Genomic DNA, 23,210 nt, shown 5'->3' with positions numbered 1-23,210 from the left:
ACTTCCGAAAATTGTCGGTAATTCAGGCATTGACGCTCATCGAACAACCCGCCACGATGAGGGAGCCGCTCGGGCGGTTCCACCGGCCGCCCGAACGGCGTACCCCCGGAATCTCCCCGACAAGGAGCCCCGCAATGCCGAAACCGTTCCGCACCGGCGCGCTCGTCCTCAGCGTCGCCGCCCTGGCGATCGTGGCGCCGGCCGCCGCACAAGCAGCCCCGGCCGCCACCTGTCAGAACGGCTACGTCGGTCTCACCTACGACGACGGCCCCAATCCCGGCAACACGAACACCCTGCTGACGGCGCTGCGCAACAACAACGTGCGGGCGACGATGTTCAACGTCGGCCAGAACGCCGCCGCCAACCCCGGCCTGGTCGCCGCCCAGGTGAACGCCGGGATGTGGGTCGCGAACCACAGCTACACCCACCCGCACATGCTGACGCTCTCGCAGTCGCAGATGTCGTCGGAGCTGTCCCGCACCCAGTCGGCGATCCAGAACGCCGGCGGCGGCACCCCGCGCCTGTTCCGCCCGCCCTACGGCGAGACCAACGCGACGCTCCAGTCGGCCGCTTCCGCGCTGGGCCTGCGCACCGTCACCTGGGACGTCGACTCACAGGACTGGAACGGTGCGAGCACCGACCAGATCGTCCAGGCCGCGAGCCGGCTCACCAACGGCCAGCTGATCCTCATGCATGACCAGTACGCGACGACCGTCGCGGCGATCCCGCGGATCGCGGCGGGTCTGAACAGCCGCGGGCTGTGCGCCGGCATGATCTCGCCGACGACCGGCCGTGCCGTGGCCCCGGACGGCGGCTCCACTCCGCCGCCCGGCGGCAGCACCTGCACCACGACGTACGCCGAGGGTCAGAAGTGGAACGACCGCTTCAACGGCCAGGTCACCGTCTCCGGCGCGACCAACTGGACGGTCACGGTGACGCTGCAGTCCCCGCAGCGTGTCCTGGCGACCTGGAACGCCGCGGTCACCTACGACAGCACCGGCCTGGTCATGACGGCCCGCCCGAACGGCAACGGCAACGTCTTCGGGTTCACCATCCAGCACAACGGAAACTGGACCTGGCCCTCATTGGCCTGCGCCGCCTAGAAAAGCCTGGACCGGATGTGGACCGGGGCGGGATCACACCTCCGCCCCGGTCCGCATCCGCCACGCGTCGGTGACCAGTTCCCGGAGCCGTTCCACGCCCACCGCCGCCAGCCGCACCATGACCAGCGGCAGCCCGTCGTAGCCCGGCGTGGTGAAGAACAGCTCCGGTTCGCCCAGCACCAGCGCCTGTTTCTCGGCCTCGTCCCCCACGAAGAGCACCGCCACGTCGGTCCGGATCACCCGGGGCTTTCCGGGCAGCCGCTCCGGATACGACCACACGAACCCCTGGTTGTGCACCCGGAAGTCGAATCCGTCACTGTCCATCTCCACGACATCCGGCAGCCCCAGGGCCAGCCGTCGTACGTCGTCCGCGCCCGCCATCCGACCACCTTAGGTGGTGCGCAGCGCGGCCTCGAGCACGCGGGCGATGCCGGCCGGCTCGAGGGGCGTGACCGTGCCCGTCTCGTACCCGAGGATCGCCTGGCGGATCGCGGACAGTGACGGGTCCTGTGTGAGGGCCCACCGCGCCGCCTCGGTCTTGGGGGAGTGGACGCCTTCCGCGGCGAAGCGCCACATCCGGCACGCCGTGAGGACCATGAACGTGGCGTGCTCGGCGTCGTCGGTGAGGCCCAGCCAAGCCGTCAGCCAGTGGCGGCCGCGCGCCCGCACCCATGCGGCCGGCACCGGGCCGATCACGGAGGCCGGCGGTGGGCCGATCAGGGAGATGCCGGTTGCCCGGGCCGTCGACAGCTCGGCGATCACGTCCGGGTCCGACGGCACGCCGACCGTGAACTCGCCGTGCCCGGAGTAGAGCTCCACCGGAGGCGCGGGAGTCGGGTGGGCCGCCGCCGAGGCCGCGATCACGTGCAGGTCCAGCGGGCCGTCCAACTCCCGCAAGGCGGTCACCTGCGGGGGTGTCAGGGCGCGGGGCGTCAGGAGCAGCAGGTCGATGTCGCTGCGGCCGGGCCGGTAGCCGCCGAGGGCGAGCGATCCGTGCAGGATCACCGTCCCGTCGACCACGTCGGCGCAGGCGTGGGCGAGCGACGTCGCCAGGGCCAGGGTCACCCCACGGTTATACGTATGAGTCCCTATCATTACCAACTTATTAACGCCTACCGTCCCCGCATGAGACGACGCTCCCTCCTGGCGGCCGGCCTCGCCTCGGCCGGCGCCGCCGTGATCACCGGCGGGGCCGCGCAGGCCGCGCTGCCCGGAAACATGCCCACCTACCGCTACCTGCGGGACGCGCTGCGGATGCCGTTGCGCTACAACCCGACCGGGGAGTTCATCTTCCCGTGCATCCGCGGCGTCTACGACAAGCTGTCGAACCCGCGCGCCCGCTACCACCTGTACTACGCGCCGCATGAGAAGCCCGGCGGCATCTGCGTGGCCTTCGCCGACTCGCTCGAGGGGCCGTTCACCGACCACACCGCGAACCCGCTGATCGACAACGTGCTGCCGAGCACCACCGTGAGCCACGTGTCCTCGCCGCACGTCATCTGGGACGCGCCCACCCGGCAGTTCTTCTGCTACTTCCACGGCGAGAACACCACGACGAGGGTCGCCCGTTCCACCGACGGCGTGACCTTCACCGACGAGACGCCGATCCTGAGCACTCGCCTGGTCCCGGGCACGACGGAGACCTCGTACGCCCGGGTCTTCGAGCATGTCCTGCCGGGCCGCGGCAACCGCTACGTGATGATCTTCATGGGCGTGGTCGCCGGCAAGCGGAGGCTGTTCCACGGGTGGTCGCCGAACGGCTGGGACCAGTGGCAGTTCAGCCCGGCGGCGCTGGTCGACCCGGAGCCGGACGGCCTGACCGACATCTCCGGCCCGCACCTGGTGAAGCGCGGCGGACTGACCTGTGTGGCCTATCACGGCAACGACGGCAGGATGCGCATCACCGAGGTCGGCGCCGCGTTCGACCGGCAGAACCACCTCGGCGTCTTCTACACGCCGGTGGCCTCCGACAACGGGCGGGCGGCGGCGCCGTCGTTCGGCACCGACGGCGGCGTGCAGTACATGTTCTACGAGGCCGGCGCCCGCCTGAGCGCCCGCATCTGCATCGCCCGAGCCGTCTGACCAATAAAGTTCATCGATATGGCGGGTCGGGGTGGCCCCCCGAAGTCAGTCCCCCGGCCCGCCGCCGAAAGACCTAAGATGCGCGGCGATGATCGAGACAATCGAGCTCACCAAGACGTACGGGAAGGTCCGGGCGGTGGACGGACTCTCCTTCACCGCGCGGCCGGGCCGGGTGACCGGCTTCCTCGGGCTCAACGGGTCGGGCAAGACGACCACGCTGCGCATGCTGCTCGGGCTGACCCGGCCGACGTCCGGCCGGGCGCTCATCGACGGCGTGCCGTTCGCCGCGCTGGACCGGCCGCTACGGCAGGTCGGCGCCGTTCTCGAGCAGGGCATCAGCCACCCCGGCCAGAGCGGGCGGGCGCATCTGGTCGCGCAGGCGATCCTGGCCCGAGCGAGCAGAAGCCGGGTCGACCTGCTGCTGGAACAGGTCGGGCTGGCCGAGGACGCCCACCGTCGCACCGGCGACTACTCGCTCGGGATGCGGCAGCGGCTCGCCGTCGCGACGGCGCTGCTCGGCGAGCCACCCGTGCTGATCTTCGACGAGCCGGCCAACGGGCTCGACCCGGAGGGCATCGCCTGGCTGCGCGGGCTGCTGCGCGACCACGCTCAGAACGGCGGCACCGTGCTCATCTCCAGCCATCTGCTGGCCGAGCTGGCCCAGCTCATCGACGACGTGGTGATCATCGCGAACGGACAGATCAGGCGCGCGATGCCGCTGGAGGAGCTGTACGGCCTGGCCGTGCAGCGGCTCCGCGTGCAGGGCGCCGACCCGGGGCGGCTGTCGCGGGCCTTCGAGGGCGCGGGCGGCAAGGTCGTCGAGGTCGACGAGGTGCTGGAGGTGGTCGGCCTGTCGGCCCGGGAGGCGGGCGAGATCGCCTTCGCGGAGGGCGTTCCGCTGTACGAGCTGACCATCGAGACAGCCAACCTGGAACAGATCTTCCTGGAAATGGCGGCGGCCTGATGCTCCTCATGATGCGGAGCCAGCTCTACCGGATGGCGACGATCCGGTCCAGCTGGCTGTCGATCGCGCTGTTCGCCGTCCTGGCCACCTCGTTCGGCGTACTCGAGGCGTACTGGTGGGCCCTGTTCGTGGGCATCGGCACGTTCGGCATCTCGGTCCTCACGGTGGCCCAGCACTACCAGCACCGGACGGCCGCCCTGCTCTACCTGGCCCAGCCGAAGCGGCTGCCCGTGCTGATCTCGCTGGTCGCCACCACGGTCGCCGTCACCTGGGTCTTCGCCGCGGTCACCGGGATCGCGGTGCTCTTCGACGACGGCCACCTGATGTACCGGCGCACGCTGTTCGTCGTACCCGTCATGGCGGTTTTCGGGGCTGCCACCGCCGCGATCGTGCGCCGCTCGTCGTGGATCTTCTACGGCTTCGCCCTGTGGTTCGTGCTGGTCGAGGGTCTGGCCGGCCAGATGCGGTGGCCGCTGCCGATCTCGTCGTACCTGGACGCGGCCCGCGGCGTCGGCTTCGGCAGGTTCTTCTTCATCGGCTGGGCGGTGGTGGCGCTCGCCGGGGCGGTGCTGGCCCTGTACAAGGATCTGAGCAATGACTGAGCTGATCGAGCCCACGACCGCGCTGCACCGGTCCTGGCTGGCGTCCCTCGAGGACTGGGGCCGGGGCGTCCACCAGGACGGTTCCGGGATCCGGGACTTCGACGACTTCGACTCGCCGGAGGGCTTCGCGCGTTTCGTCCGGCGCCTGCACGACGAGGCCGACCCGGACATCGATCCCGAGCCCGGCCGGGTGGACACGGCCTACTGGTGGATGGCCGAGGGCGACACCATCCTGGGCTCGATCTCCCTGCGCCACGAGCTCAACGACTTTCTCCTGGAGCAGGGCGGAAACATCGGTTATGGCGTACGCCCGTCAGCACGCGGCCGCGGCCTGGCCGGGTGGGCCCTGCACGAGGTGCTCGGCAAGGCACGCGACCGCGGCTTGTCCAAGGCCCTGGTCACCTGCCACGTCACCAACCCCGCCTCCCGCCGCGTGATCGAGCGGGCCGGCGGCGTCTTCGAGGACATCCGCGACGGCCGCCTCGGCCCCACCCGCCGCTACTGGTTCGACCTGCGTTGATACAGCGGCAGCGGGGCTGGTGAGGGCTCGCACCGCCGGGTCGTTCCGGTGCGCGCGCCGCCCGCCGGCGCTCTCGCCGGGCATGCGGTCGCGCCGGGTCTGCCAGGCGCCCGGGTGCCCGCTCACCGTGGCTGCCGCCGCTCACCGTGGCTGCCGCCGCTGACGGTGGTAGCCGTCGCTGACGGTGGTAGCCGTCCTCACGGTGGTAGCCGCCGCCCACGGTGGTAGCCGGGTGAGCGGGTGGTAGCCGAAGGCGGTATCGGGCGCCCTGGGCGGCCCGTCACGACCGGCCTGGCCTACCACTCTCGCGGCCGGTGGTAGGACCGGGCGCTACCTGGGCCGCCTTGACCGCTCCTCGCTACCACGCGCGCGGACAGTGGTAGCTCAGAGCGCCATTTCGGGCCCGTATACCGCCCTGTCCCACCACCGCATGCCTGGTCCTACCACTCGCGCCTGCTTCTACCACCGGCCGCGCCCGGCCACGCCCGGCCACGCCCGGCCACGGCCGCGGGTGGCGGCAGCGAGAGTGAGTGGGCACCCGGGCGCCTGGCAACCCGCCCCGACCCCGCGCCCGGCGCAAGCGGCGGCAGCGAGAGTGACCTGGCGCCCGACACACCCCCACACACGCCGCACGGCGACCACCTAGGCGACGAGCCGGCGTTCCCAGGCCCAGGCGGCGATCTCGACGCGGTTGCGGGCGCCCAGCTTGGTCTGGACGCTGCCGAGGTGTGTCTTGACCGTGCCGATCGAGATGAACAGCTCGGTGGCGATCTCGGCGTTGGTCAGGCCCCTGGCGGCGAGCCGGACCACGTCCAGTTCGCGCGGGGACAGGCCGCCGTCGTCGCTGACCGGGGCGGGCGGGCTGAGGTGCTCCAGCAGCCGGACCGTGATGGACGGGCTGATCAGCGCGTCGCCGGAGACGGCCGCCCGGACCGCCTCGATCAGCAGCGCCGGGCCGGAGTCCTTCAGCAGGAAGCCGGCCGCGCCGTTGCGGAGCGCGGTGTGCACGTACTCGTCGAGGTCGAACGTGGTCACCACGACCACCTTGACCGGCTCGGCGACCCCGGGGCCGGCGAGCAGCCGCAGCGCCTCCAGGCCGTCCATCTTGGGCATCCGGATGTCCAGCAGGGCGACGTCCGGCTTGATCCGGCGGGCCAGCGCGACCGCCTCGATGCCGTCGGCGGCCTCGCCCGCGACCTCCATGTCCGGCTGAGCCCCGATGATCATGCCGAAGCCCGTCCGGACCATGGCCTGGTCGTCAGCGATGATGACCCGAATCAACGGCCAACCTCCATAGTCAGCGGCAGCGCCGCGTCGACCACCCAGCCGCCGTCGATGCCCGGCCCGGCGGTGATCCGGCCACCCACCGTCCGGACCCGCTCGGTCAGGCCCACGAGACCGTACCCCGGCCGTTCGCGGGGGAGGGCGGCGCGGGGCGCCGCGCCGTCGTTCGCCACCCGGACGAGCAACCAGTCGGGCGTACGCCGGACCCAGACGTCGACCACCCGGGCGCCGTCCGCGTGCTGCCGGATGTTGGTCAAGGCCTCCATCACCACCCGGTACGCCGACGTGGACACCTCCACCGGCAGCCCGTGCGGGTCGCCGTCGGTGTGCAGCCGGCCGAGCGGGCCACCGGCCGCGGTGAACTGCTGCACCAGCTGGGTGAGCTCGGGCACCCCGGCGATCGGGGCGAGCGGCGCGTCCGGCCGGGCCTGCGGGTCGCGCAGCACACCGACCATCCGCCGCATCGAGGCCATCGTCTCGGCCCCGGCCTGCTCGATCTGTTCCAGGGCGATCAGCACGCGTTTCGGGTCCTGTTCGGCGATGAACCGGGCGCCCTGTGCCTGCACCACGATCCCGGTGACGTGGTGGGCGATGAAGTCGTGCAGGTCGCGGGCGAACTCGGTGCGCTGCTCGGCGCGGACCGCGTCCATCGCACGGCGCCGGCTGGAGTCGAGCGTGCGCAGGTAGACGCCGCCGCCGATGGCGACGGTGGCGGCCAGCGCGAGGATCAGGCCGGCGATGACGAACTGGTACTCGAAGCCGCCGCGGATCGGCATCAGGCCGAGCGCGATGACGGTGGCGATGACGGCCATCACCGACCAGGCCGGGTCGCCGCGGCGGCTCACCACGAACAGCACGCCGAGCAGGGCGAGCGACTCGGCGGTGCCGAAGCTGGCGTCGGTCGGGCCGGCCGCGCCGACCACGACGGTGACGAACAGCGAGAAGGCGGCGAGCACGAGCGCGGCCTTGGGCAGCCGGAGTGAGCCCTGCCGGTGCCGGGGCAGCCAGACCGCGGCGGCGAAGACGGCGGCCGGGACCATGAGCAGCACGAACGGGCCCGCCCCGGACGAACCGGTGAGCAGGTCGATGGCGCCCAGCACGGCCATCACGACGAGCGCGCCCGCCTGCCCCGCGTGGAACAGCAGGTTCCGATTCGGCTGGTTCGTCATCGTCACCCAGCGTAGGTCCTGGTCGGGCCGGTCCCATCGGCCGAAAGACAGATCCGTACCCGGACGTGATCTCTTCCCCGGAGCCGATGTGGTCCGCGACTCGCGGTCGACACCATGTGCCCGACGTTAAACGACGACAGAGGACATGTGATGACGACCTTCGCGAACCCGGCCTCGGCCACCCTGGCCGCGGTCTCCGCGGTCGACCTGGTCAAGGTGTACGGCGCCGGCGACACCGCGGTCCGCGCCCTGGACGGCGTGACCGTCGGCTTCGAGCGCGCCCAGTTCACCGCGATCATGGGACCGTCCGGCTCCGGCAAGTCCACGCTGATGCACTGCCTGGCCGGGCTGGACAAGGCCACCTCGGGCAGCGCGCTGCTGGGCGGCACCGACCTGACCGCCCAGCCGGACCGGGTGCTGACCAAGGTGCGGCGGGAGCGGATCGGCTTCGTGTTCCAGTCGTTCAACCTGCTGCCGCAGCTGACCGCGGAGCAGAACATCATGCTGCCGCTGGACCTGGCCGGCCGGCGGGCCGAGCGGGGCCTGCTGCGGCACCTGACCGAGCGGCTGGGGCTGACCGACCGGCTGAGTCACCGGCCGGCCGAGCTGTCCGGCGGCCAGCAGCAGCGGGTCGCGGTGGCCCGCGCGCTGGTCACCCGGCCGGAGGTGGTGTTCGCCGACGAGCCGACCGGCAACCTGGACTCGAAGTCGGGCGCCGAGGTGCTGCTGTTCCTGCGGAACTCGGTGCGTGAACTGGGTCAGACGATCGTCATGGTGACGCACGATCCGGGCGCCGCGGCGTACGCGGACCGGGTGGTCCTGCTGGCCGACGGCCGGGTCGCGGGCGACCTGGACCGGCCGAACCCGGACACCATCGCCGAGGCCCTCCGCGACCTGGCGGCCGGGCGATGAGCGGGGTTTTGCGCACCCAGCTGGGCGAGGCGGCCCGGCGGCCGTCGCGGCTGCTGCTGACCGGCATGGCCGTGCTGGTCGCGTCGTTCGTGGTCTACGCGACCGTGCTCGCCCAGCAGATCACCAGGGCGAGCATGCTGGACGGCCTGAGCGACACGCCCAAGGCCGCCGCGCTCGTGGTGACGGGCAAGGAGGAGGTCGGGCTGACCGCCGCGCAGCTGTCGCTGATCGAGATGGTGCCGGGGGTGACCGCGGCGGCCGCCCGCGCGGACGCCGGCGGCGAACTGGCCGGGCGCGGGCTGAACCTGACGGCCGACCCGGGTTCCGGGCCGCTCGCCCGGGTCGAGGTGAGCAAGGGCCGCTACCCGAGCAAGGTGGGTGAGGTGGCGGTCACGCCGAAGACGGCGGACCGGATGGGCCTGGCGATCGGCACCACGTTCCGGATGGCCACCAGCCACGACGACCAGGGCAACCCGGGTAAGCCGCGGACGCTCACGGTGGTCGGCTTGGTCAAGGCCCAGGACGACTACGGACAGCAGGCGTACGCCCCACAGCCCGCGATCTCCGCGCTGAGCGGCGAGGACTCCTTCTACCAGGTCGAACTGGCCGTGGCGCCGGGCCAGGAGGCCCAGGTCCGGTCGGCGGTGGAGGCGATCGCCGGCCCGGGCGGCAAGGTGCGCTCCGGCGCCGATGTCCGGCTCGACGAGGTCCGGTCGAAGGCCGACGACGTCGACGACCTGTTCGCGGTGGTCGCCATGTTCGTCGCGATCGCGCTGGTCGCCGCCGGGCTGGTCGCCGCCTCCACGTTCCGGATCGTCTTCGCCCAGCGCACCCGCCAGCTCGCCCTGCTGCGGGCGGTGGGCGCCGGACGCGGGTCGCTGGTCGGCGCCCTGATCGCCGAGGGCGCGCTGACCGGCCTGATCACCGGCGTCACCGGTGTGCTCGCCGCGCTGGGACTGGGCCACCTGGTCCCGGTGATCGCCCGCGCCACCGGCACGAACCTGGCCTCGCCCGGCTTCCCGGTCCTGCCCGCGCTGGGCGTGGTCGCCCTGGCGGTCGTCGGGACCGTGCTGGCCGTGCTGACGCCGGCGATCTCGGCCTCGAAGGTTTCGCCGCTGGAGGCGTTGCGCACCGCGAGCATGTCGCCGGGCCGGACGGGCATCGGCTGGCCGCGCGCGGCGATCGGGGTTCTGCTGGCGGGCGGGGCGGGGCTGCTGGCCGCGTACGTCATCCTGAACCTCCCCAAGCCCGACCAGGAGAACTACGACCCGCAGACGATGCTCCTCGTCGTGGTGGCCTCCGGCGGCCTGGCCTTCCTGGCGCTGATGGCGCTCGGCCCGGTGCTGGTCCGGCCGCTGCTCGCCGCGGCGGGCTGGCCGTTGCGCCGGTTCGGTCCGCTGGGGCGGCTCGCGGTCGGCGGCGTCGGGGGAGCGCCCCGGCGGGCGGCGGCGGTGTCCGTGGTGGTCGCGCTGGGCGTCACGCTGATCGCCGGCTCGCTGGTCGGCGCCTCCTCGGTGCAGGCCCTGATGGAGCGGGAGCTGGCGTCCAGCGCCCCGGCCGACTTCGAGGTCACCGCCGCGGACACCCCGTTGGACGCGAAGCTGGCCGACCAGGTCCGCGCCCGCACCGAAGTCACGCACGTGGTGCCCTACCGCAAGGTCACCGGCGTGACCGTGGCCGGCAGCCAGGCCAAGCTGGAGGCGAACGACCTGGCCATGGACACCGTGCCGGGCATCGCCAAGCTGGACGTCAAGCAGGGCAGCTGGCATGACCTCAAGCCCGGCCAGGCGGTCGTCTCCGCCTTCACCGTGGACGTCGGCGGCCTGAAGGCGGGCGACCGCACCACGGTCACCTCGGGCAAGCGGTCGATCGAGGTCACCGTCGCCGCGGTGCTGCCGGACTCGGCGCCGCTCGGCTCGGGCCTGGTGCTCACCCCGCAGGACCTGACGAGGCTGGGCGCTCCGGCGGGCTATTCCGGGCTGCTGGCCGACGCCTCCGGGTCCGGTGACGCGGGCCGCAACGCCGCGGACGCCGCGCTGCGGCAGGCGGTGAACGGGCCGGGCGTCGGTGTCACGGTGCTGGCGGACCAGCGGGACGAGATCGAGAGCGCGCTGGGCACGCTGCTGCTGATCGCGATCGGGCTGGTCGGCCTGACGGTGATCATCGCGGTGGTCGGCGTCGGCACCACGACCGCGCTGTCGGTGGTCGAGCGGGTCCGCGAATCGGGTCTGCTGCGCGCGTTGGGGCTGTCCCGGTTCGGGCTGCGGGCGATGCTGACCACCGAGTCGGGCCTGTACGGGGTGCTCGGCGCGGTGCTCGGACTGCTGCTCGGAGTCCCGTACGCCTGGCTCGCGGTCTCGGCTCTCGGCCAGCGTGCGCCGCTGCAACTGCCCGGCTTCCGCCTGCTCGCGGTGTTCGCTGTGCTCGTCCTCCTGACGGCGCTGGCCGGGGTGCTACCGGCCCGGCGCGCCGCGAAGGTGAGTCCGGTGGTCGCCCTGGCCACCGAGTAGGAAAGCGGCGGACATCGGCTCTCGCCCGGCGTTTCCCGGCGAATCGGTCTGGACTGACTTCGGGACGTGAGATCCGCTAGTCTTCGCGCGATTCAGCAGGGGACAGCGGGGGAGAGATTGTGAAGCACGGGCGGTTATTCGCTCTGGTGGCGGCGTCGGCGCTGGTCGTCGCGGGCGGAACCACGGTGGCACTGGCGTGGCCGGAGGCCGAGCCTTCGGCGACGGCGAAATTCTACGACCCGCCGGTCGCGGCCGAGCCGCCCGGTGACGCGGAACCGGTCGCCGAGGTGGACAACGCGGGCGACGGCACGCCGATCGTCGCGAAGGCCGCCCGGCCCGCCCGCGCCACCACCCGCCCGGTGAGCCTCGCGCCCGCCGACACCAAGGCCACGCGGTCCGAGCTGCCGCAGAAGGCCACCGAGTCGTTCAGCATGGTCAGCGTCACCTGGACGGACCCGAAGGACCGCCCGACCGGCGGCGTCGAGGTGCGGACCAAGTCGGCGAAGACCGGCGAGTGGTCCGGCTGGCAGGCGCTGGAGACCGAGGAGAGCCTGGCCCCGCAGGGCGCGGAGGCCGAGGGCATCCGCGGCGGCACCGGCGGGCTCTGGGTCGGCGAGTCGGACGGCGTGGCCGCCCGGGTGCGCAACACCCAGGGGGCGTTGCCGCAAGGGTTGCAGCTCAACCTGATCGACCCCGGTAAGGGCACCGGCTCGGCGAAGCCGGGGACGACCGGGAGCGGCGGCCAGGGCGGCGCCGTGACCGACCTGCCGGCGTACCGGACGCGGGCCCAGTGGGGCGCCGACGAGAAGCTGGTCAAGGACGCCCCGACCTACGGGAACTCGGTGAAGGTGGAGTTCGTCCACCACACCGCGGGCGGCAACACCTACGACTGCGCGGACTCGCCCGCCATCCTCCGCAGCATCCTCACCGACCAGGTGAAGAACCGCGGCTGGAACGACATCGGCTACAACTTCCTGGTCGACAAGTGCGGGGTGCTCTACGAGGGTCGCAAGGGCGGCGCGGACCGGCCGGTCATCGGCGCGCACACCTACGGCTTCAACACCGACTCGTCCAGCATCGCGGTGCTCGGCAACTTCATGAACACCGGCGTGCCGGACGTGGTGAAGACGGTCATCGCCCGGGTCGCGGCGGCCAAGCTGGGCCAGTACAACCTCGGCACGGTCGGCCGGTCCAGCCTCGAGCTCGGTGTCAGCGACAGCAACAAGTTCCCCGGCAAGAAGGGGACGCTGTTCCCGTTCGACCGGATCTCCGGCCACCGGGACGCGGTCATCACCGAGTGCCCGGGCGACGTGCTCTACGGCCAGCTCAACGCGATCCGCATCCTGGCCGGTGGCACCGACGGCTCGATCGTGCTGCGGGCGCCGGCCGGCGGCGTGGCGTACGGCGGCTCGTACTACGTCAAGGACACGGTCACCGTGAACTGGACGACCATCACGCCGGAGGCCGAGCTGACCGGGTTCGAGGTGCTGGTCGACGGCAAGGTGGTGCAGACGGTGGGCGCCGACGTCCGGACCGCGGCGGTCAAGCTTGCGCTCGGCACCCGCAAGGTGCAGGTGCGTTCGCTGCGTGCCGACGGCACCACGCCGATCACCCCGGCGACCAGCGTGATCTCCGACAACAAGCCGCCGGTCTTCAGCCCGCTGGGCGTGGGCCTGCGCCCCGGCACGGTCACCACCACGTCGGTGCCGATGAAGGTCAGCTGGAAGGTCGTCGACAACACCAAGCTCTCCACGGTGCGCCTGATCACGCCGACCACGGTCGCCTTCGGCGCGACGACCACCGAGTACGCCAAGCTGACCGGCCGCCCCGGCAAGGCGCTCGCCTACCAGTTGCGGGCGGCCGACATCCCGGGCAACTCGGTCCTCACGGCGAAGCTCACGCGGACCCCGGCGCTGCTGGCGGAGTCGTCGGCGAAGAAGTCCGGCACCTGGTCGACCAAGTCGAACAAGAACTACCTGAACGGCAAGGCCTACTACAGCACCAAGAAGAACTCCAAGCTGACCTTCACGGTCACCGGCACCGCCGCGGGCGTCATCGTCGACAAGTCGAAGAGCACCGGAACCTTCGACATCTATGTGGACGGCAAGAAGAAGGTCTCGATCAACACCAAGAACAAGAGCACGGCGTACCGGCAGGTGGTCTGGGCCACCGGCCTGGTCAGCGGCAAGCACACCGTGCAGATCGTGAAGACCGGCACCGCCGGTGTCTTCATCGACGGGTTGGCCTACCTCAAGTAGATCAGCGGCGTCCGGCGGGCGGGAGGGTGAACCAGAAGGTCGCCCCCCGCCCGTCCTCGCCCTCGGGCCAGATCTCGCCGCCATGCCGCTCGATCGCCCGATGCACGGTGGTCAGGCCGATGCCCGTACCCGGAAAATCCTCCGCGGAGTGCAGCCGGGCGAACGGCCGGAACAACTCGCCCGCCTTGCCCGCCGGGAAACCGGCGCCGTTGTCCCGCACGAAGAAACGGGAGTTCTCGCAGCCCACCTCGACCACCGGGTGCTCGACCCTGCGGGTGAACTTGACCGCGTTGTTGATCAGGTTCTCCAGAATCACCCGGACCAGGCCCTCGTCGGCGTTCGCGGCCATACCCTCGGCCACCCGGAACTCCACCTTGCGGCCCGGGTCACGGGCCTGCACCTCCGCGGTCACCTCCCAGGCGGTGGCGGTCAGGTCGAACAGCTCCCGGCGCAGGTCGCCGCGGCTGGCCCGGGCCAGGATCAGCAGCGACTCCACCAGGTCGGCCATCCGGTTAGCGGCCGCGTGGATCCGCTGCACCCGGTGCCGCACCTCATCGCCGAGCGGCCCGTCGTCCTCGTCCAGGATCGTCTCGGCGAAGCTGGAGATGATCTGCAGCGGGCCGCGCAGGTCGTGCGACACCGACCCGCTGAACGCCTCCAGCTCCCGGTTGCGCCACTCCAGCTCCTCGACCAGCGCGGCGCGGGTCTCGGCGAGTTGCCGCGCGGCGCGTTCCTCGGCCGCGGCCAGTTCCCGCCGGGCGAGCTCCTCACGGATGCGCCGGCTCTCGTCGTGGCTCTGCTTGCGTCTGATCTGCGCACGCACGTGCGCCAGCAACGCCTCCGGCCCGTCCGACGAGCGCACGTAGTCGTCCGCGCCCGCCGCCAGGCACTCCAGGATCGAGTCGTCCCGCGAACCGGTCATCACCAGCGGGGTGTCGCCGATCCGTGGTACCTCCTTGATCTGCCGGCAGGTGGCGCGCCCCTCGGCGCCGTCGTAGCCCAGCACGATGCAGTCGACCGGCTGCGCGGCGAGCAGGGCCAGCGCCTCGGTCGCGGTGCCCGCCCCGGCGATGTCGTAGCCGTCGCTGCGCAGCGCGTCGATCAGCAGGGCCAGTTCGTTCCGGTCGGGGTGCAGGGCGAGCAGCTTGCTGGGCCCGTGCAGGCTGCCGGCCGGGTCGATGGGCAGCTGCTCGGTGCTCTGGCGCAGCACCGCGGCCAGCTTCGCGATCACCACGGCGAGGTCCTGCTGCTTGCGGATGAAGCCGTCGGCCCCCGCCTCGAGCATCTGCACCTCGGTGGCGTAGTCGTCGGCGGCCGTCATCAGCAGGCACGGCGTGTCCCGCAGGGCCGGGTCCAGGCGGATCCGCCGGATCACCGTGGCGCCGTCGATGCCGGGCATCACGCCGTCCACGATCAAAGCCTGCGGCCGCCGGTCCGCGGCCAGGCGCAGACCGTCCTCACCGGACGACGCGGTCAGCACCGCGTACCCCTCCGGCACGAGCAGCTCGCGCAGCTGCTCCCGGAAGGTGATGCTGTCGTCGATCACCAGCACCGTGACCTGGGCATTCTCCGAGCCGGGCGACTGCTCGTTGAGCAGCTGGCGCACCCGGGCCACCACGTAGCCGGCGTCGTACGGCTTGCCCACGTACTCGTCGGCGCCGGTGCGCAGCCCCTGGACCCGGTCGGCCACGTCGGCCTCGGTGGACAACAGGACGGTCACCACCTGCGCGCGCCCCGGCCGGGACCGCAACTCCCGCAACAACTCCAGGCCGTCCGCGTCGGGCAGCAGCACATCCAGCACCGCCACCTGGAAGTGCGCGTCGGCGAACGCGGACCGGGCCTCCGCGCCGGTGGCCGCCAGCACCGTGACGAAGCCGTCCGCCTCGAACGCCTCGTGCAGGTCCATCCGCACGGTCAGGCTGTCGTCCACGATCAGGACGGTGGACACGGTCATCGCCGTGCCCCGCTCGCCGGGACCATCGCCGCCAGCCGCTCGGCCATCTTGACCGGCGACAGCATCGCGGACGCCGCGCCGAGCAGCGCGGCCTCCCGGGGCATCCCGAAGACCACCGAACTGGCCTCGTCCTGAGCGAAGGTGACCGCGCCGCGCCCGCGCATCCGCAGCAGGCCCTCGGCGCCGTCCCGGCCCATGCCGGTCAGCAGGCAACCCACGGCGGTCGCGCCGAACTCGGCGGCCACCGACTCGAACAGCACGTCCACGCTGGGCCGGCAGGAGTGCCGGGGCGCGCCGTCGGTGACCCGGACCGCGCCGTCCCGGACGAGCAGGTGCCGGTCCGGCGGGGCCAGCACGACCCGGCCGCTGAGCATCGGCAGCGGCGTCCGGTCCACCGCGTAGCTGACCGCGCGCCCGGTCTGGTCGGCCAGCCAGTCGGAGAAGGCCACCGCGAACGGCTCGCTCGCGGCGATGTGCTGGACGCAGAGGACCGGCGTACGGAATCCGGCCGGCAACGCCCGCAGCAGGTCGGTGAGCGCGCCCGGCCCGCCGGTGGACGCGCCCAGCGCGACCACCTGAGGCTCGCCCGCGCGGACCGGCTCGAGGGCCGGGGTGGCCGACACCGGCGCCGGCCGGGCCAGCCGGGCCCGGGGATGGGTGATCACCCGGATCCGGGACACCAGCCGGACCGCCTGGCACAGCCGCCGCTCCCAGCCGGCGTCCGAGGCGTCGCCGCGCGGCTTCTCCAGCACGTCCACCGCCCCCGCGGCCAGCGCGTTGTACGTGCTGTACAGCTCCCGCCGGTCCGCCGACGACACCACCAGGATGGGCGTCGGGAAGTCCGCCATGATGTGCTCGGTGGCCACCAGCCCGGTCATCGTCGGCAGCATCATGTCCATGGTCACCACGTCCGGGCGCAGCCGGCCGCACATCTCCACCGCCTGGCCGCCGTCCAACGCCTCGCCGACCACCTGCAGCTCCGGGTCACCGGCCAGCGCCGAGCGCAGGTGGTGCCGCATCGTCGCCGAGTCCTCCACCACCAGCACCCGGATCATGCGACTGAGCCAGTCTTCGGCATGCCCTCGTGGCCCTCCGACAGCCCGTCACTGTTTCGGCGCCACTCGCGCCCGGTGCGCTCGGTCATGCCACTAACCGTCCGATGTGGGCGAGCAGGTCTTCCTGGTTGAACTCGCCCTTGACCACGTACGCGCTGGCCCCCACGTCGGCGCCGCGCTGCCGGTCCTCGGCGCTCGCCCGGGAACTGACCAGGATCGCCGGGACGTGCTGGAGCTGTGGGTCGGCCCGGGTCTCGGCGACGAAGGTGAAGCCGTCGATGCCCGGCATGTCGATGTCGGTGAGGTACAGCGCGTACTCGCGGCTGCGGGCCTTGTCCAGGCCTTCCTCGCCGGACGCGGCCAGCTCCACCTCGTACCCGGCGGACTCCAGGATGCTGCGCTCCAGCATCCGGGTGGTCAGCGAGTCGTCGATCACCAGGATCGGCAGGCGGCGCGCGGCCACCGCGGGGGAGGAGCCGCCGGTGCCGCCGCCCCGCCCGGTCTCGGCGATCATGCCGTGCGCGTCCAGCACCAGCCGGGGGTTGCCGTCCAGGTCCATCGCCACGCCGCCGATCACCGGCGCCGCCGGGGCCAGGTCCGGCAGCGGACGCACGACCAGGGTGGACGTGCCGGCCAGCCGGTCCACGCCGATCGCCACCGCGTCCTGGTCGGCGGTCACGATCACCGCGACGCCGGGTCCGGCCGTGTCCGGCACGACGGTGCCGGCGTACAGCGACCGGGCGAGCGGGAGGAAGGGCAGGGCGCGGCCGTCGTGCGCGATCCGGCCCGCCGCGGCCGCCGCGGCCGCCTGTTCGGGATCCAGGCGTACGCAGGTCCGCACGGCGTCCAGGGGCACGGTCGCCACGGTGCCCGCCGCCTCCACGACCAGCCCGTGCAACGACAGCAGGGCGAGGGGCACGACCAGCTCCACGGTGGCGCCACGGCCCGCCTCGGTGCGGACCGTGACGTCGCCGCCGAGCTGGTCGGCCACGTCCCGGGCGACGTCCAGGCCGATGCCGCGGCCGGACACGTCGGTGACCGTCGCCGAGGTGCTGATCCCGCCGCGCATCAGCAGGTCCATCAGCGTGCGCTCGTCCGGTTCGGCGCTGCCGGGCATGAGCAGGCCGCGCGCCTCGGCGGTCCGGCGCACGGCGGTCAGATCGAAACCGCGGCCGTCGTCCGTACACCGGAACGCCGCGAAGCGGCCCCGGCGCTCGACCTCGACGACCACCGTGCCCTCCGCGGGTTTGCCGGCCTCCGTGCGTGCCTCCGCGGCCTCGATGCCGTGCGCCACCGCGTTGCGCACCACATGCAGGAACGCGCCGCTGACCAGGGTCAGCACGTGCGGATCCATGCGCAGGTCGCCGCCGTGGCCCTCGAACCGGACCCGCTTGCCCTGCGAGTCGGCGGCGTCCCGGACCGCCCGGTGCAGCGCGGTGAGGATGCTCGACGCGGCCACCAGGCGCAGGCGTTCGGCCCGGCCACGCACCTCGTCCAGCTCGCGCTCGACCTGTTCCACCACGTCGGCCATCCGCCGGGACAGCCGGCTGAACTCGCCGGACAGCCGCAGCGCCGCGGACCGGGCGGCCTGCAACGCGCCCGGCTGCTCCACCCGCAGCCGGTCGGCCAGCGCCTCCGCGTCCCGGTGCAGCCGTTCGAGGCCCTTGCTGCCGGTACGCAGCGGCGCGAACCGGGTGTGCGCCTCGCCGATCGCGTCCAGCAGGTCGTCCACGTCCCCGCTGGACGCCCGGGCCGGCGCCACCTCGACGGGCTGCTCCTTCTGGGCGGCCGCCGGGGCCTGCGCGGGCGCCGCCTTGGGTTCCAGCGCCGCCACCCGCTGCTCGATCTCGTCATTGAGGCGCAGCAGCTCGCGCATCTCGTCGGCGGCCAGCGGCGAGTCGCTCTCCCGGTGGTCGACCAGCACCTCCTCGAAGGCGTGCGCCCGCTCGGCGATCTCCGGCTGCCGGACCACCCGCGCGGCGCCCTTGAGCGTGTGCGCGTACCGGAGCAGCTGGGCCACCACCTCCGGGTCGTGGTCCTGGTCGAGGTTCAGCACGCCCGCGCTGATCTGGTCGATCAGCTCACGGGCCTCGACCCGGAAGTACTTGAGCGGGTCACCGGCCATCAGCCGCGGCCCGTGCCGACCAGCTGGAGCAGGTCACCGGAGAGATTGGACAGATGCGAGGCGGTCTGCCTGGTCTGCACCGCGCTCGCCTCGGTCTCCCGGGTCACCCGGGCGGTGTCCGAGGCGGCGACGTTCACCTGCTCCACCGCCGTGGACTGCTGCTTGGTGGACAGCTCGATCTCCCGGGTGGCGTCGTTCGTGGTGGCCACCAGCTGCGCGATGCGACGGAAGGAACTGGTCGCGTCGTCGAACTGCCGGCTGCCCGCGTCCACGCTCTTGGCGCCGATCTCGGTGGCCATCACGGTCGTGTTGACGGCGCCGCGCACGTCGTCGATGAGCGCCCGGATCTCCTTCGCCGACCCCTGCGTCCGGTCGGCCAGCTTGCGGATCTCCTCGGCCACCACCGCGAACCGGCGGCCCCACTCGCCCGCGCCGCTCGCCTCGATGGTGGCGTTGATGGCCAGGATGTTGGTCTGCTCGGCCAGCTCCGACACCAGATCCACCACGCCGCCGATCTGCTGCGACTTCTCGCCCAGCGTCAGCATGTGCTGGACGATCAGATCGACCTGCGTACGGATCGCCTGGATCGACTGCCGGGTCTGGTCGATCGTGGAGTCGCCGGCCTCGGCCGCACCCGCCGTGTCCTCGGCGATCTGCGACACCCGTTTGGCGTTGTCCGCGATCTGCCGCGAGGTGATCAGCAGCTCGCTGATCGTCGTGGTGATCTCGTTCATCGCGTTGGCCTGATCGCGGCTGCCTGACGCCTGCTGCGCGGCGGCCGCCTCCAGCTGCGCCGACGAGCTCTGGATGTGGCCGACCGCGCTGCCCACCTCGCGGCGCAGGTCCCGGTTCAGCCGGACCGCGATCACGATGGCCGAGGCGATCGCCAGCACACCGAGCACGATGATCAACACGATCGCCTGGGTGGCCCGCGTCGACGACTCGCGCCGGGCACTCTCGACGTCCGCGCGTACCCGGGTGATCAGGTCGGTGATCGTCTGCTCCAGCTTCTCCCGGGCGGGTCCGACGGGCGAGCCCTGGAGCTTCGGGAGGTCCAGGACCTTCATCGCCTGCCGGCGCTGGATCAGCGGCGCCAGCGCGCCGGCGTGCGCCGACTCCGCGTCGGACACCGCCTGGAGCAGGCGCAGTTCGGCCGGGTCGGTCAGCCGCCCGCGCAGCCGCGCCACCTGCTCGAGGAACCGGGTGCGGCCGTCGTTGGTCAGCTTCAGGTACTCGGGCCTGCCGTTCAGGATGAAGGCGCGGTAGTCGCTGACCCGGCTCTCGATCAGGCTGTTCAGCCGCTCGGCGTCCACCAGCGACTCGCTCGCCGAGGTGATCACCCCGTCCTTGCTGTTCACCACGACGGTCAGCGCGCCCACCGAGGCCGCGCCCATCAGCAGGGTGAGCAGCGCGGTCAGCGCGAAGCCACCGGCCAGCTTGCTGCCGAAGGTGCGGTTGGCCATCATGCTTGCTCCTCGGTTTGCTGCATCGGCTTGTCCACCGGCACCTCGTGGCCGGTCAGTCTGTGCACCGCCGCGCGGGCCGCGGGCAGGTCGACGATCGGGCGGGTGTCACCCGCCAGCGGGACCATGCCGCGCAGGCAGCCCTGCGGATGCTCGGCCGCCTCGGTGACGATCGTGTTCGCCGGGACGCGCACGTGCCCGTCCAGCTTGTGGAACGCCAGCGCCAGCGCGGGCGACCCGGCGGTCAGCACCAGCCAGCGCGGCCGGTCCGGCACCGGGTGGCCGAGCAGGGCGGCCAGGTCGTACACCGGGACGATCGCGCCGCTGAAACCGGCCACGCCGAGCAGGGCCGCGATCGGGCTGGGGAGCGGCGTCACCGGGCGGTCCGGCCACAGGCCGGAGGTCTGCGACAACCGCAGCGCGTACGCCCGGCCGCCGGCGCGCACCGCCAGCAGTTCGTCGTGCTCCGCGTCATGCCGCCGAGCCGGCGAGGCGAACGAGGAGTCGAAATCCTTCCGCAGCTCACCCAGCTGCTCCACCACGGTCCGCGGGCTCATCGCCGGGCTCCCGCCGCGCCAGGTCGTGGCCTGGGCCCGATGCTGAGGAGCGGGCTCATCGCGGGGCTCCCGCGGTGCCCAGCTCGGTGCGGCACAGGGTGGTCAGGGCGATCCGGCCGAAGCCGCCGCCGAACAGCACGATCCGGTCGTCCCGCTCGTCGCGCAGCAGATGCAGGGCACGGTCCAGCTCGGCGTTCGCGGTCCGGTGGTCGCCCCGGCGCCGGGCCAGCAGACCCAGCCGCAGGCGCGGCATCGCGAACGCCGGATCCAGGTAGGCGGCCAGCCGGTAGTGCCCGATCGCCACGTCCACCGCCGCGCCGCCCTCCAGGCAGACACCGAGCAGGTGATGCGCGTCGGCGTCCAGGCCGTTGGCGTCGAGCAGCGCGCGCACCTCCATCTCGGCGTCCGCGAGACGCCCGGCCTGCGCCAGCAGGACGCCGTGCACGAGCAGGTCGCGCGGGCCGGAACGGTCGGTCCGCTCGCTCTCGGCGAGCGCCTCCGCGAAGCGTTCCTGGTGGATCAGCGTGAGGATCCCCTCCGGCGCCCGGGTGGGTTCCGGTGGGGCGGGCGCGATGCGTACGACGTCCGGGATCGCTGTCTGCGGCGGCGGTGCGGGGCTCGGGGCGGTCGTGCGGCGGTAGTAGAACGTCGCATGGCTGTGCATCGGCTCCAGACCCGCCGGGCGGCTGCCCAGCGAGTCGGTGTGCCCGAGGAAGAGGTAACCGCCCGGGGCCAGCGCCGCCGTCATCCGGGCGATCAGCGCGCCCGCGGTGTCCGGGGTCAGATACATCAGCAGGTTGCGGCAGAAGATCACGTCGTACTGCTCCGGGCGCCACAGATCGGCGTCGTCCTCGGCCACGTTGTGCTGGCGGAATCGCACGATCGCGCGGACGCCGGCATCCACCTCGTACGTGCTGTCGTGCGGATGGAACCAGCGTTCCCGTACGTCATCCGGGGTCTCCCGCAACGACCAGGCCGAGTAGTGGGCGCGCCCGGCCTTGCGCAGCATGGCCGGGTTGGCGTCCACGCCGAGCACCGAGATGATCCAGCCCGGATCCGGCAGCAGATCGCGGGCCACGATCCCCAGCGTGTACGCCTCCTCGCCGGACGAGCACCCGACCGACAGCAGCCGCAGCACCCGCTGGGTGGCCCGGGCCGCCATCCGCTCCGGCAACGCCGCTCCGGCCAGCGCCCGGAACTGCTCGCCGTGCCGGAAGAAGTAGGTCTCGGTGATCGTCAGTTCCTCGGCGAGCGCGGCCAGCTCGTGGCCCCAACCGGCCGCCAGCCGCCGGAGATAGCCGCCCTGGGCGAGCCCGTTCGTCTCGGCCCGCCGCAGCAGCTCCTGCGTCAGGTGCGGCACGTCGTTGTCGGCGAACGTCCAGCCCAGCCGCGCCGCCAGCAGCTCGCGGAAGCGGGTCACGTCACTGGTCTCGATCACGGCGCCACCGCCTCCGCCTGACCCGCGGCGGCCTGCCAGACATGGTCCGGGACCACCCGCATGCCCTGCAGCAGCAGCAAGGGCTCGGCGTCGAGCGTGCCGACCCCCGCGACGAGCCGGCTGGAGGCGCCGGTCAGCAGCCCCGGGTGCGTCCCACCGGCGGCCGTGACCCGGATCCCGAGCACCTCACCGGTCGCGAAGGCCACCGGGCCGTGCTCGGCCCGTACCGCCACGAACCGCGCGACCTCGGCCTCCTCGCCGCCGAGCAGCCGGGCGACGTCGACGACCGGGGCGGGCACGCCGCGCATGATGCACACCCCGCGCACGAAGGCGGGGGCGCCGGCCAGGGCCCGGGTCGCGAGCGGGCGCATGGTCTCGATGACCTCGTCCAGGCGGAGCGCGCACAGCATGGAACCGGCCCGGAAGACGAGCGAGTTCCCGCCCTCACCCTCGGGCCCAGCCCTCTCGCTCTGTGCCATTGGCCCAGATTAACGACAATATGCCCGGAAGTTTCGAGAATGCTTCGCCAGCTCCGCACCTGTGGACGAGCCGCAAAACTGCCGTACCCGCCGCCTAACTTTCCGCCCACCCAGTGCCGGGGTGGGGGAGGGGGCGGTGCGCGCGCAGGCCGAAAAAAATGATCTCGAGCGTGCGGTCGCGGAGGTCGTCGGTCCAGGCGCCGCTCAGGGCGCCCTGGCAGGTGCTCTCCAGCAGGGCCATCACCTCGTCGGGGCGCACCTCCAGGCGGACCGCGCCGGCCTCCTGCGCCCGGCGCAGCAGCTCTGCCACCACGTCGGCGAGCGAGGTGATCGGGCCGCTCAGAGGCACGGCCAGCAGGCCGACGACGGTGCGGTTGGCCGCCGTGCGCCGGACCAGCCGGCCGAAGAACTCGAACAGGCCGGTGGCCGGATCCCCGCTCGTGGCCAGTTCGGCCGCGTCGGCGGTGACCTGTTCCAGCAGGTCCTTCATCAGCGCCCGCAGCAGGTCGGCCTTGGTGGGGAAGTGCCGGAAGACCGTCCCGGCGGCCACCCCGGCGCGTCGCGCGACCTCCTCGGTCGACGCCTCCGGGCCGCCTTCGGCGAACACCTGCTCGGCCGCGGCCAGGATCTTCGCCCGGTTCCGCCGGGCATCCGCGCGTAGGGGTCTGGACAAGATGAGTCACCACTCATTATCGTGCGTACGTGAGTCGTCACTCATCTTAGCCTTCGTCGAGG

At 72.5% G+C, this 23,210-nt stretch carries 20 protein-coding genes; 8 read left to right on the top strand and 12 right to left on the bottom strand.

Annotated features, from left to right (window positions below; all coding sequences use genetic code 11):
• The first annotated feature begins 134 nt into the window (after window positions 1-134).
• Window positions 135-1,103: a polysaccharide deacetylase family protein gene (locus QSK31_RS37835; protein ID WP_285689520.1), complete on the top strand. Its 969-nt coding sequence runs from the start codon at window positions 135-137 to the stop codon at window positions 1,101-1,103.
• A 33-nt stretch (window positions 1,104-1,136) separates the two neighbouring features.
• Here QSK31_RS37835 and QSK31_RS37830 read toward each other — a convergent pair whose 3' ends face one another.
• Together QSK31_RS37830 and QSK31_RS37825 are read right to left on the bottom strand one after the other, a co-directional pair.
• Window positions 1,137-1,484: an MmcQ/YjbR family DNA-binding protein gene (locus QSK31_RS37830; RefSeq protein WP_285689519.1), complete on the bottom strand. Its 348-nt coding sequence runs from the start codon at window positions 1,482-1,484 to the stop codon at window positions 1,137-1,139.
• 9 nt (window positions 1,485-1,493) lie between these two features.
• Complete coding sequence (locus tag QSK31_RS37825) at window positions 1,494-2,168, bottom strand: aminoglycoside adenylyltransferase domain-containing protein (protein ID WP_285689518.1); 675 nt, start codon at window positions 2,166-2,168, stop codon at window positions 1,494-1,496.
• 60 nt (window positions 2,169-2,228) lie between these two features.
• On the opposite strand from QSK31_RS37825, the gene QSK31_RS37820 reads away from it, so the two are divergent.
• From QSK31_RS37820 to QSK31_RS37805, 4 genes are all read left to right on the top strand, one after another.
• Window positions 2,229-3,185 (top strand): glycoside hydrolase family protein, encoded by a 957-nt coding sequence (locus QSK31_RS37820; RefSeq protein ID WP_285689517.1) that lies wholly within the window; start codon window positions 2,229-2,231, stop codon window positions 3,183-3,185.
• Window positions 3,186-3,273: 88 nt separating this feature from the next.
• Window positions 3,274-4,149, top strand: a complete 876-nt coding sequence (locus QSK31_RS37815; protein ID WP_285689516.1) for an ATP-binding cassette domain-containing protein — start codon at window positions 3,274-3,276, stop codon at window positions 4,147-4,149.
• An 11-nt stretch (window positions 4,150-4,160) separates the two neighbouring features.
• Window positions 4,161-4,751 carry a hypothetical protein gene (locus QSK31_RS37810; RefSeq protein ID WP_285689515.1) on the top strand — a complete coding sequence of 197 codons (591 nt, stop codon included), beginning with the start codon at window positions 4,161-4,163 and terminating at the stop codon, window positions 4,749-4,751.
• The gene (locus QSK31_RS37805) at window positions 4,744-5,271 is read left to right on the top strand and encodes a GNAT family N-acetyltransferase (RefSeq protein ID WP_285689514.1); all 528 of its coding nucleotides are present in this window, start codon (window positions 4,744-4,746) and stop codon (window positions 5,269-5,271) included. The genes QSK31_RS37810 and QSK31_RS37805 overlap by 8 nt, the downstream gene beginning before the upstream one ends.
• 642 nt (window positions 5,272-5,913) lie before the next feature.
• Here QSK31_RS37805 and QSK31_RS37800 read toward each other — a convergent pair.
• Window positions 5,914-6,552 carry a response regulator gene (locus QSK31_RS37800; protein ID WP_285689513.1) on the bottom strand — a complete coding sequence of 213 codons (639 nt, stop codon included), beginning with the start codon at window positions 6,550-6,552 and terminating at the stop codon, window positions 5,914-5,916.
• On the bottom strand, window positions 6,549-7,724 hold the full coding sequence (locus tag QSK31_RS37795; RefSeq protein WP_285689512.1) for a sensor histidine kinase: 1,176 nt from the start codon (window positions 7,722-7,724) through the stop codon (window positions 6,549-6,551). Before QSK31_RS37795 ends, QSK31_RS37800 begins: the two co-directional genes overlap by 4 nt.
• 150 nt (window positions 7,725-7,874) lie before the next feature.
• Between QSK31_RS37795 and QSK31_RS37790 the strand changes: the two genes are divergently transcribed.
• The 3 genes from QSK31_RS37790 (at window position 7,875) to QSK31_RS37780 (ending at window position 13,404) form a co-directional block, all read left to right on the top strand.
• Window positions 7,875-8,636 (top strand): ABC transporter ATP-binding protein, encoded by a 762-nt coding sequence (locus QSK31_RS37790; protein WP_285689511.1) that lies wholly within the window; start codon window positions 7,875-7,877, stop codon window positions 8,634-8,636.
• On the top strand, window positions 8,633-11,146 hold the full coding sequence (locus QSK31_RS37785) for an FtsX-like permease family protein (protein ID WP_285689510.1): 2,514 nt from the start codon (window positions 8,633-8,635) through the stop codon (window positions 11,144-11,146). Before QSK31_RS37790 ends, QSK31_RS37785 begins: the two co-directional genes overlap by 4 nt.
• Window positions 11,147-11,265: 119 nt before the next feature.
• Entirely contained in the window at window positions 11,266-13,404 is a 2,139-nt protein-coding gene (locus QSK31_RS37780) for an N-acetylmuramoyl-L-alanine amidase (RefSeq protein WP_285689509.1), read from the top strand.
• 1 nt (window position 13,405) lies between these two features.
• Here the strand turns inward: QSK31_RS37780 and QSK31_RS37775 are convergent, their stop codons facing one another.
• From QSK31_RS37775 to QSK31_RS37740, 8 genes are all read right to left on the bottom strand, one after another.
• The gene (locus QSK31_RS37775) at window positions 13,406-15,358 is read right to left on the bottom strand and encodes a response regulator (RefSeq protein WP_285689508.1); all 1,953 of its coding nucleotides are present in this window, start codon (window positions 15,356-15,358) and stop codon (window positions 13,406-13,408) included.
• Window positions 15,355-16,413 carry a chemotaxis-specific protein-glutamate methyltransferase CheB gene (gene cheB, locus QSK31_RS37770; protein WP_285689507.1) on the bottom strand — a complete coding sequence of 353 codons (1,059 nt, stop codon included), beginning with the start codon at window positions 16,411-16,413 and terminating at the stop codon, window positions 15,355-15,357. Before cheB ends, QSK31_RS37775 begins: the two co-directional genes overlap by 4 nt.
• Before the next feature lie 85 nt (window positions 16,414-16,498).
• A complete protein-coding gene (locus QSK31_RS37765) occupies window positions 16,499-18,538 on the bottom strand; it encodes a hybrid sensor histidine kinase/response regulator (RefSeq protein WP_285689506.1) in 2,040 nt (679 codons plus the stop codon).
• Window positions 18,538-20,004: a methyl-accepting chemotaxis protein gene (locus QSK31_RS37760; protein WP_285689505.1), complete on the bottom strand. Its 1,467-nt coding sequence runs from the start codon at window positions 20,002-20,004 to the stop codon at window positions 18,538-18,540. The genes QSK31_RS37765 and QSK31_RS37760 overlap by 1 nt, the downstream gene beginning before the upstream one ends.
• Window positions 20,001-20,558 carry a chemotaxis protein CheW gene (locus QSK31_RS37755; protein ID WP_285689504.1) on the bottom strand — a complete coding sequence of 186 codons (558 nt, stop codon included), beginning with the start codon at window positions 20,556-20,558 and terminating at the stop codon, window positions 20,001-20,003. Before QSK31_RS37755 ends, QSK31_RS37760 begins: the two co-directional genes overlap by 4 nt.
• Before the next feature lie 55 nt (window positions 20,559-20,613).
• Complete coding sequence (locus QSK31_RS37750; RefSeq protein WP_285689503.1) at window positions 20,614-21,996, bottom strand: CheR family methyltransferase; 1,383 nt, start codon at window positions 21,994-21,996, stop codon at window positions 20,614-20,616.
• Complete coding sequence (locus QSK31_RS37745; protein WP_285689502.1) at window positions 21,993-22,475, bottom strand: chemotaxis protein CheW; 483 nt, start codon at window positions 22,473-22,475, stop codon at window positions 21,993-21,995. The genes QSK31_RS37750 and QSK31_RS37745 overlap by 4 nt, the downstream gene beginning before the upstream one ends.
• Before the next feature lie 94 nt (window positions 22,476-22,569).
• The gene (locus QSK31_RS37740) at window positions 22,570-23,148 is read right to left on the bottom strand and encodes a TetR/AcrR family transcriptional regulator (protein ID WP_285689501.1); all 579 of its coding nucleotides are present in this window, start codon (window positions 23,146-23,148) and stop codon (window positions 22,570-22,572) included.
• Between the last annotated feature and the right edge of the window lie 62 nt (window positions 23,149-23,210).

This window comes from Actinoplanes sp. NBRC 103695 (assembly GCF_030269485.1).
In the GTDB taxonomy this organism is placed as follows: domain Bacteria; phylum Actinomycetota; class Actinomycetes; order Mycobacteriales; family Micromonosporaceae; genus Actinoplanes.
This window is presented reverse-complemented; position numbering and strand designations above follow the sequence as displayed.

Coding starts and splice junctions, on each gene's coding strand:
- QSK31_RS37785 (WP_285689510.1), top strand. CDS start 8,633: ATGAGCGGGGTTTTGCGCACCCAGCTGGGCGAGGCGGCCCGGCGGCCG.
- QSK31_RS37775 (WP_285689508.1), bottom strand. CDS start 15,358: ATGACCGTGTCCACCGTCCTGATCGTGGACGACAGCCTGACCGTGCGG.
- QSK31_RS37835 (WP_285689520.1), top strand. CDS start 135: ATGCCGAAACCGTTCCGCACCGGCGCGCTCGTCCTCAGCGTCGCCGCC.
- QSK31_RS37765 (WP_285689506.1), bottom strand. CDS start 18,538: ATGGCCGGTGACCCGCTCAAGTACTTCCGGGTCGAGGCCCGTGAGCTG.
- QSK31_RS37745 (WP_285689502.1), bottom strand. CDS start 22,475: ATGGCACAGAGCGAGAGGGCTGGGCCCGAGGGTGAGGGCGGGAACTCG.
- QSK31_RS37790 (WP_285689511.1), top strand. CDS start 7,875: ATGACGACCTTCGCGAACCCGGCCTCGGCCACCCTGGCCGCGGTCTCC.
- cheB (WP_285689507.1), bottom strand. CDS start 16,413: ATGATCCGGGTGCTGGTGGTGGAGGACTCGGCGACGATGCGGCACCAC.
- QSK31_RS37820 (WP_285689517.1), top strand. CDS start 2,229: ATGAGACGACGCTCCCTCCTGGCGGCCGGCCTCGCCTCGGCCGGCGCC.
- QSK31_RS37810 (WP_285689515.1), top strand. CDS start 4,161: ATGCGGAGCCAGCTCTACCGGATGGCGACGATCCGGTCCAGCTGGCTG.
- QSK31_RS37815 (WP_285689516.1), top strand. CDS start 3,274: ATGATCGAGACAATCGAGCTCACCAAGACGTACGGGAAGGTCCGGGCG.
- QSK31_RS37755 (WP_285689504.1), bottom strand. CDS start 20,558: ATGAGCCCGCGGACCGTGGTGGAGCAGCTGGGTGAGCTGCGGAAGGAT.
- QSK31_RS37795 (WP_285689512.1), bottom strand. CDS start 7,724: ATGACGAACCAGCCGAATCGGAACCTGCTGTTCCACGCGGGGCAGGCG.
- QSK31_RS37805 (WP_285689514.1), top strand. CDS start 4,744: ATGACTGAGCTGATCGAGCCCACGACCGCGCTGCACCGGTCCTGGCTG.
- QSK31_RS37830 (WP_285689519.1), bottom strand. CDS start 1,484: ATGGCGGGCGCGGACGACGTACGACGGCTGGCCCTGGGGCTGCCGGAT.
- QSK31_RS37760 (WP_285689505.1), bottom strand. CDS start 20,004: ATGATGGCCAACCGCACCTTCGGCAGCAAGCTGGCCGGTGGCTTCGCG.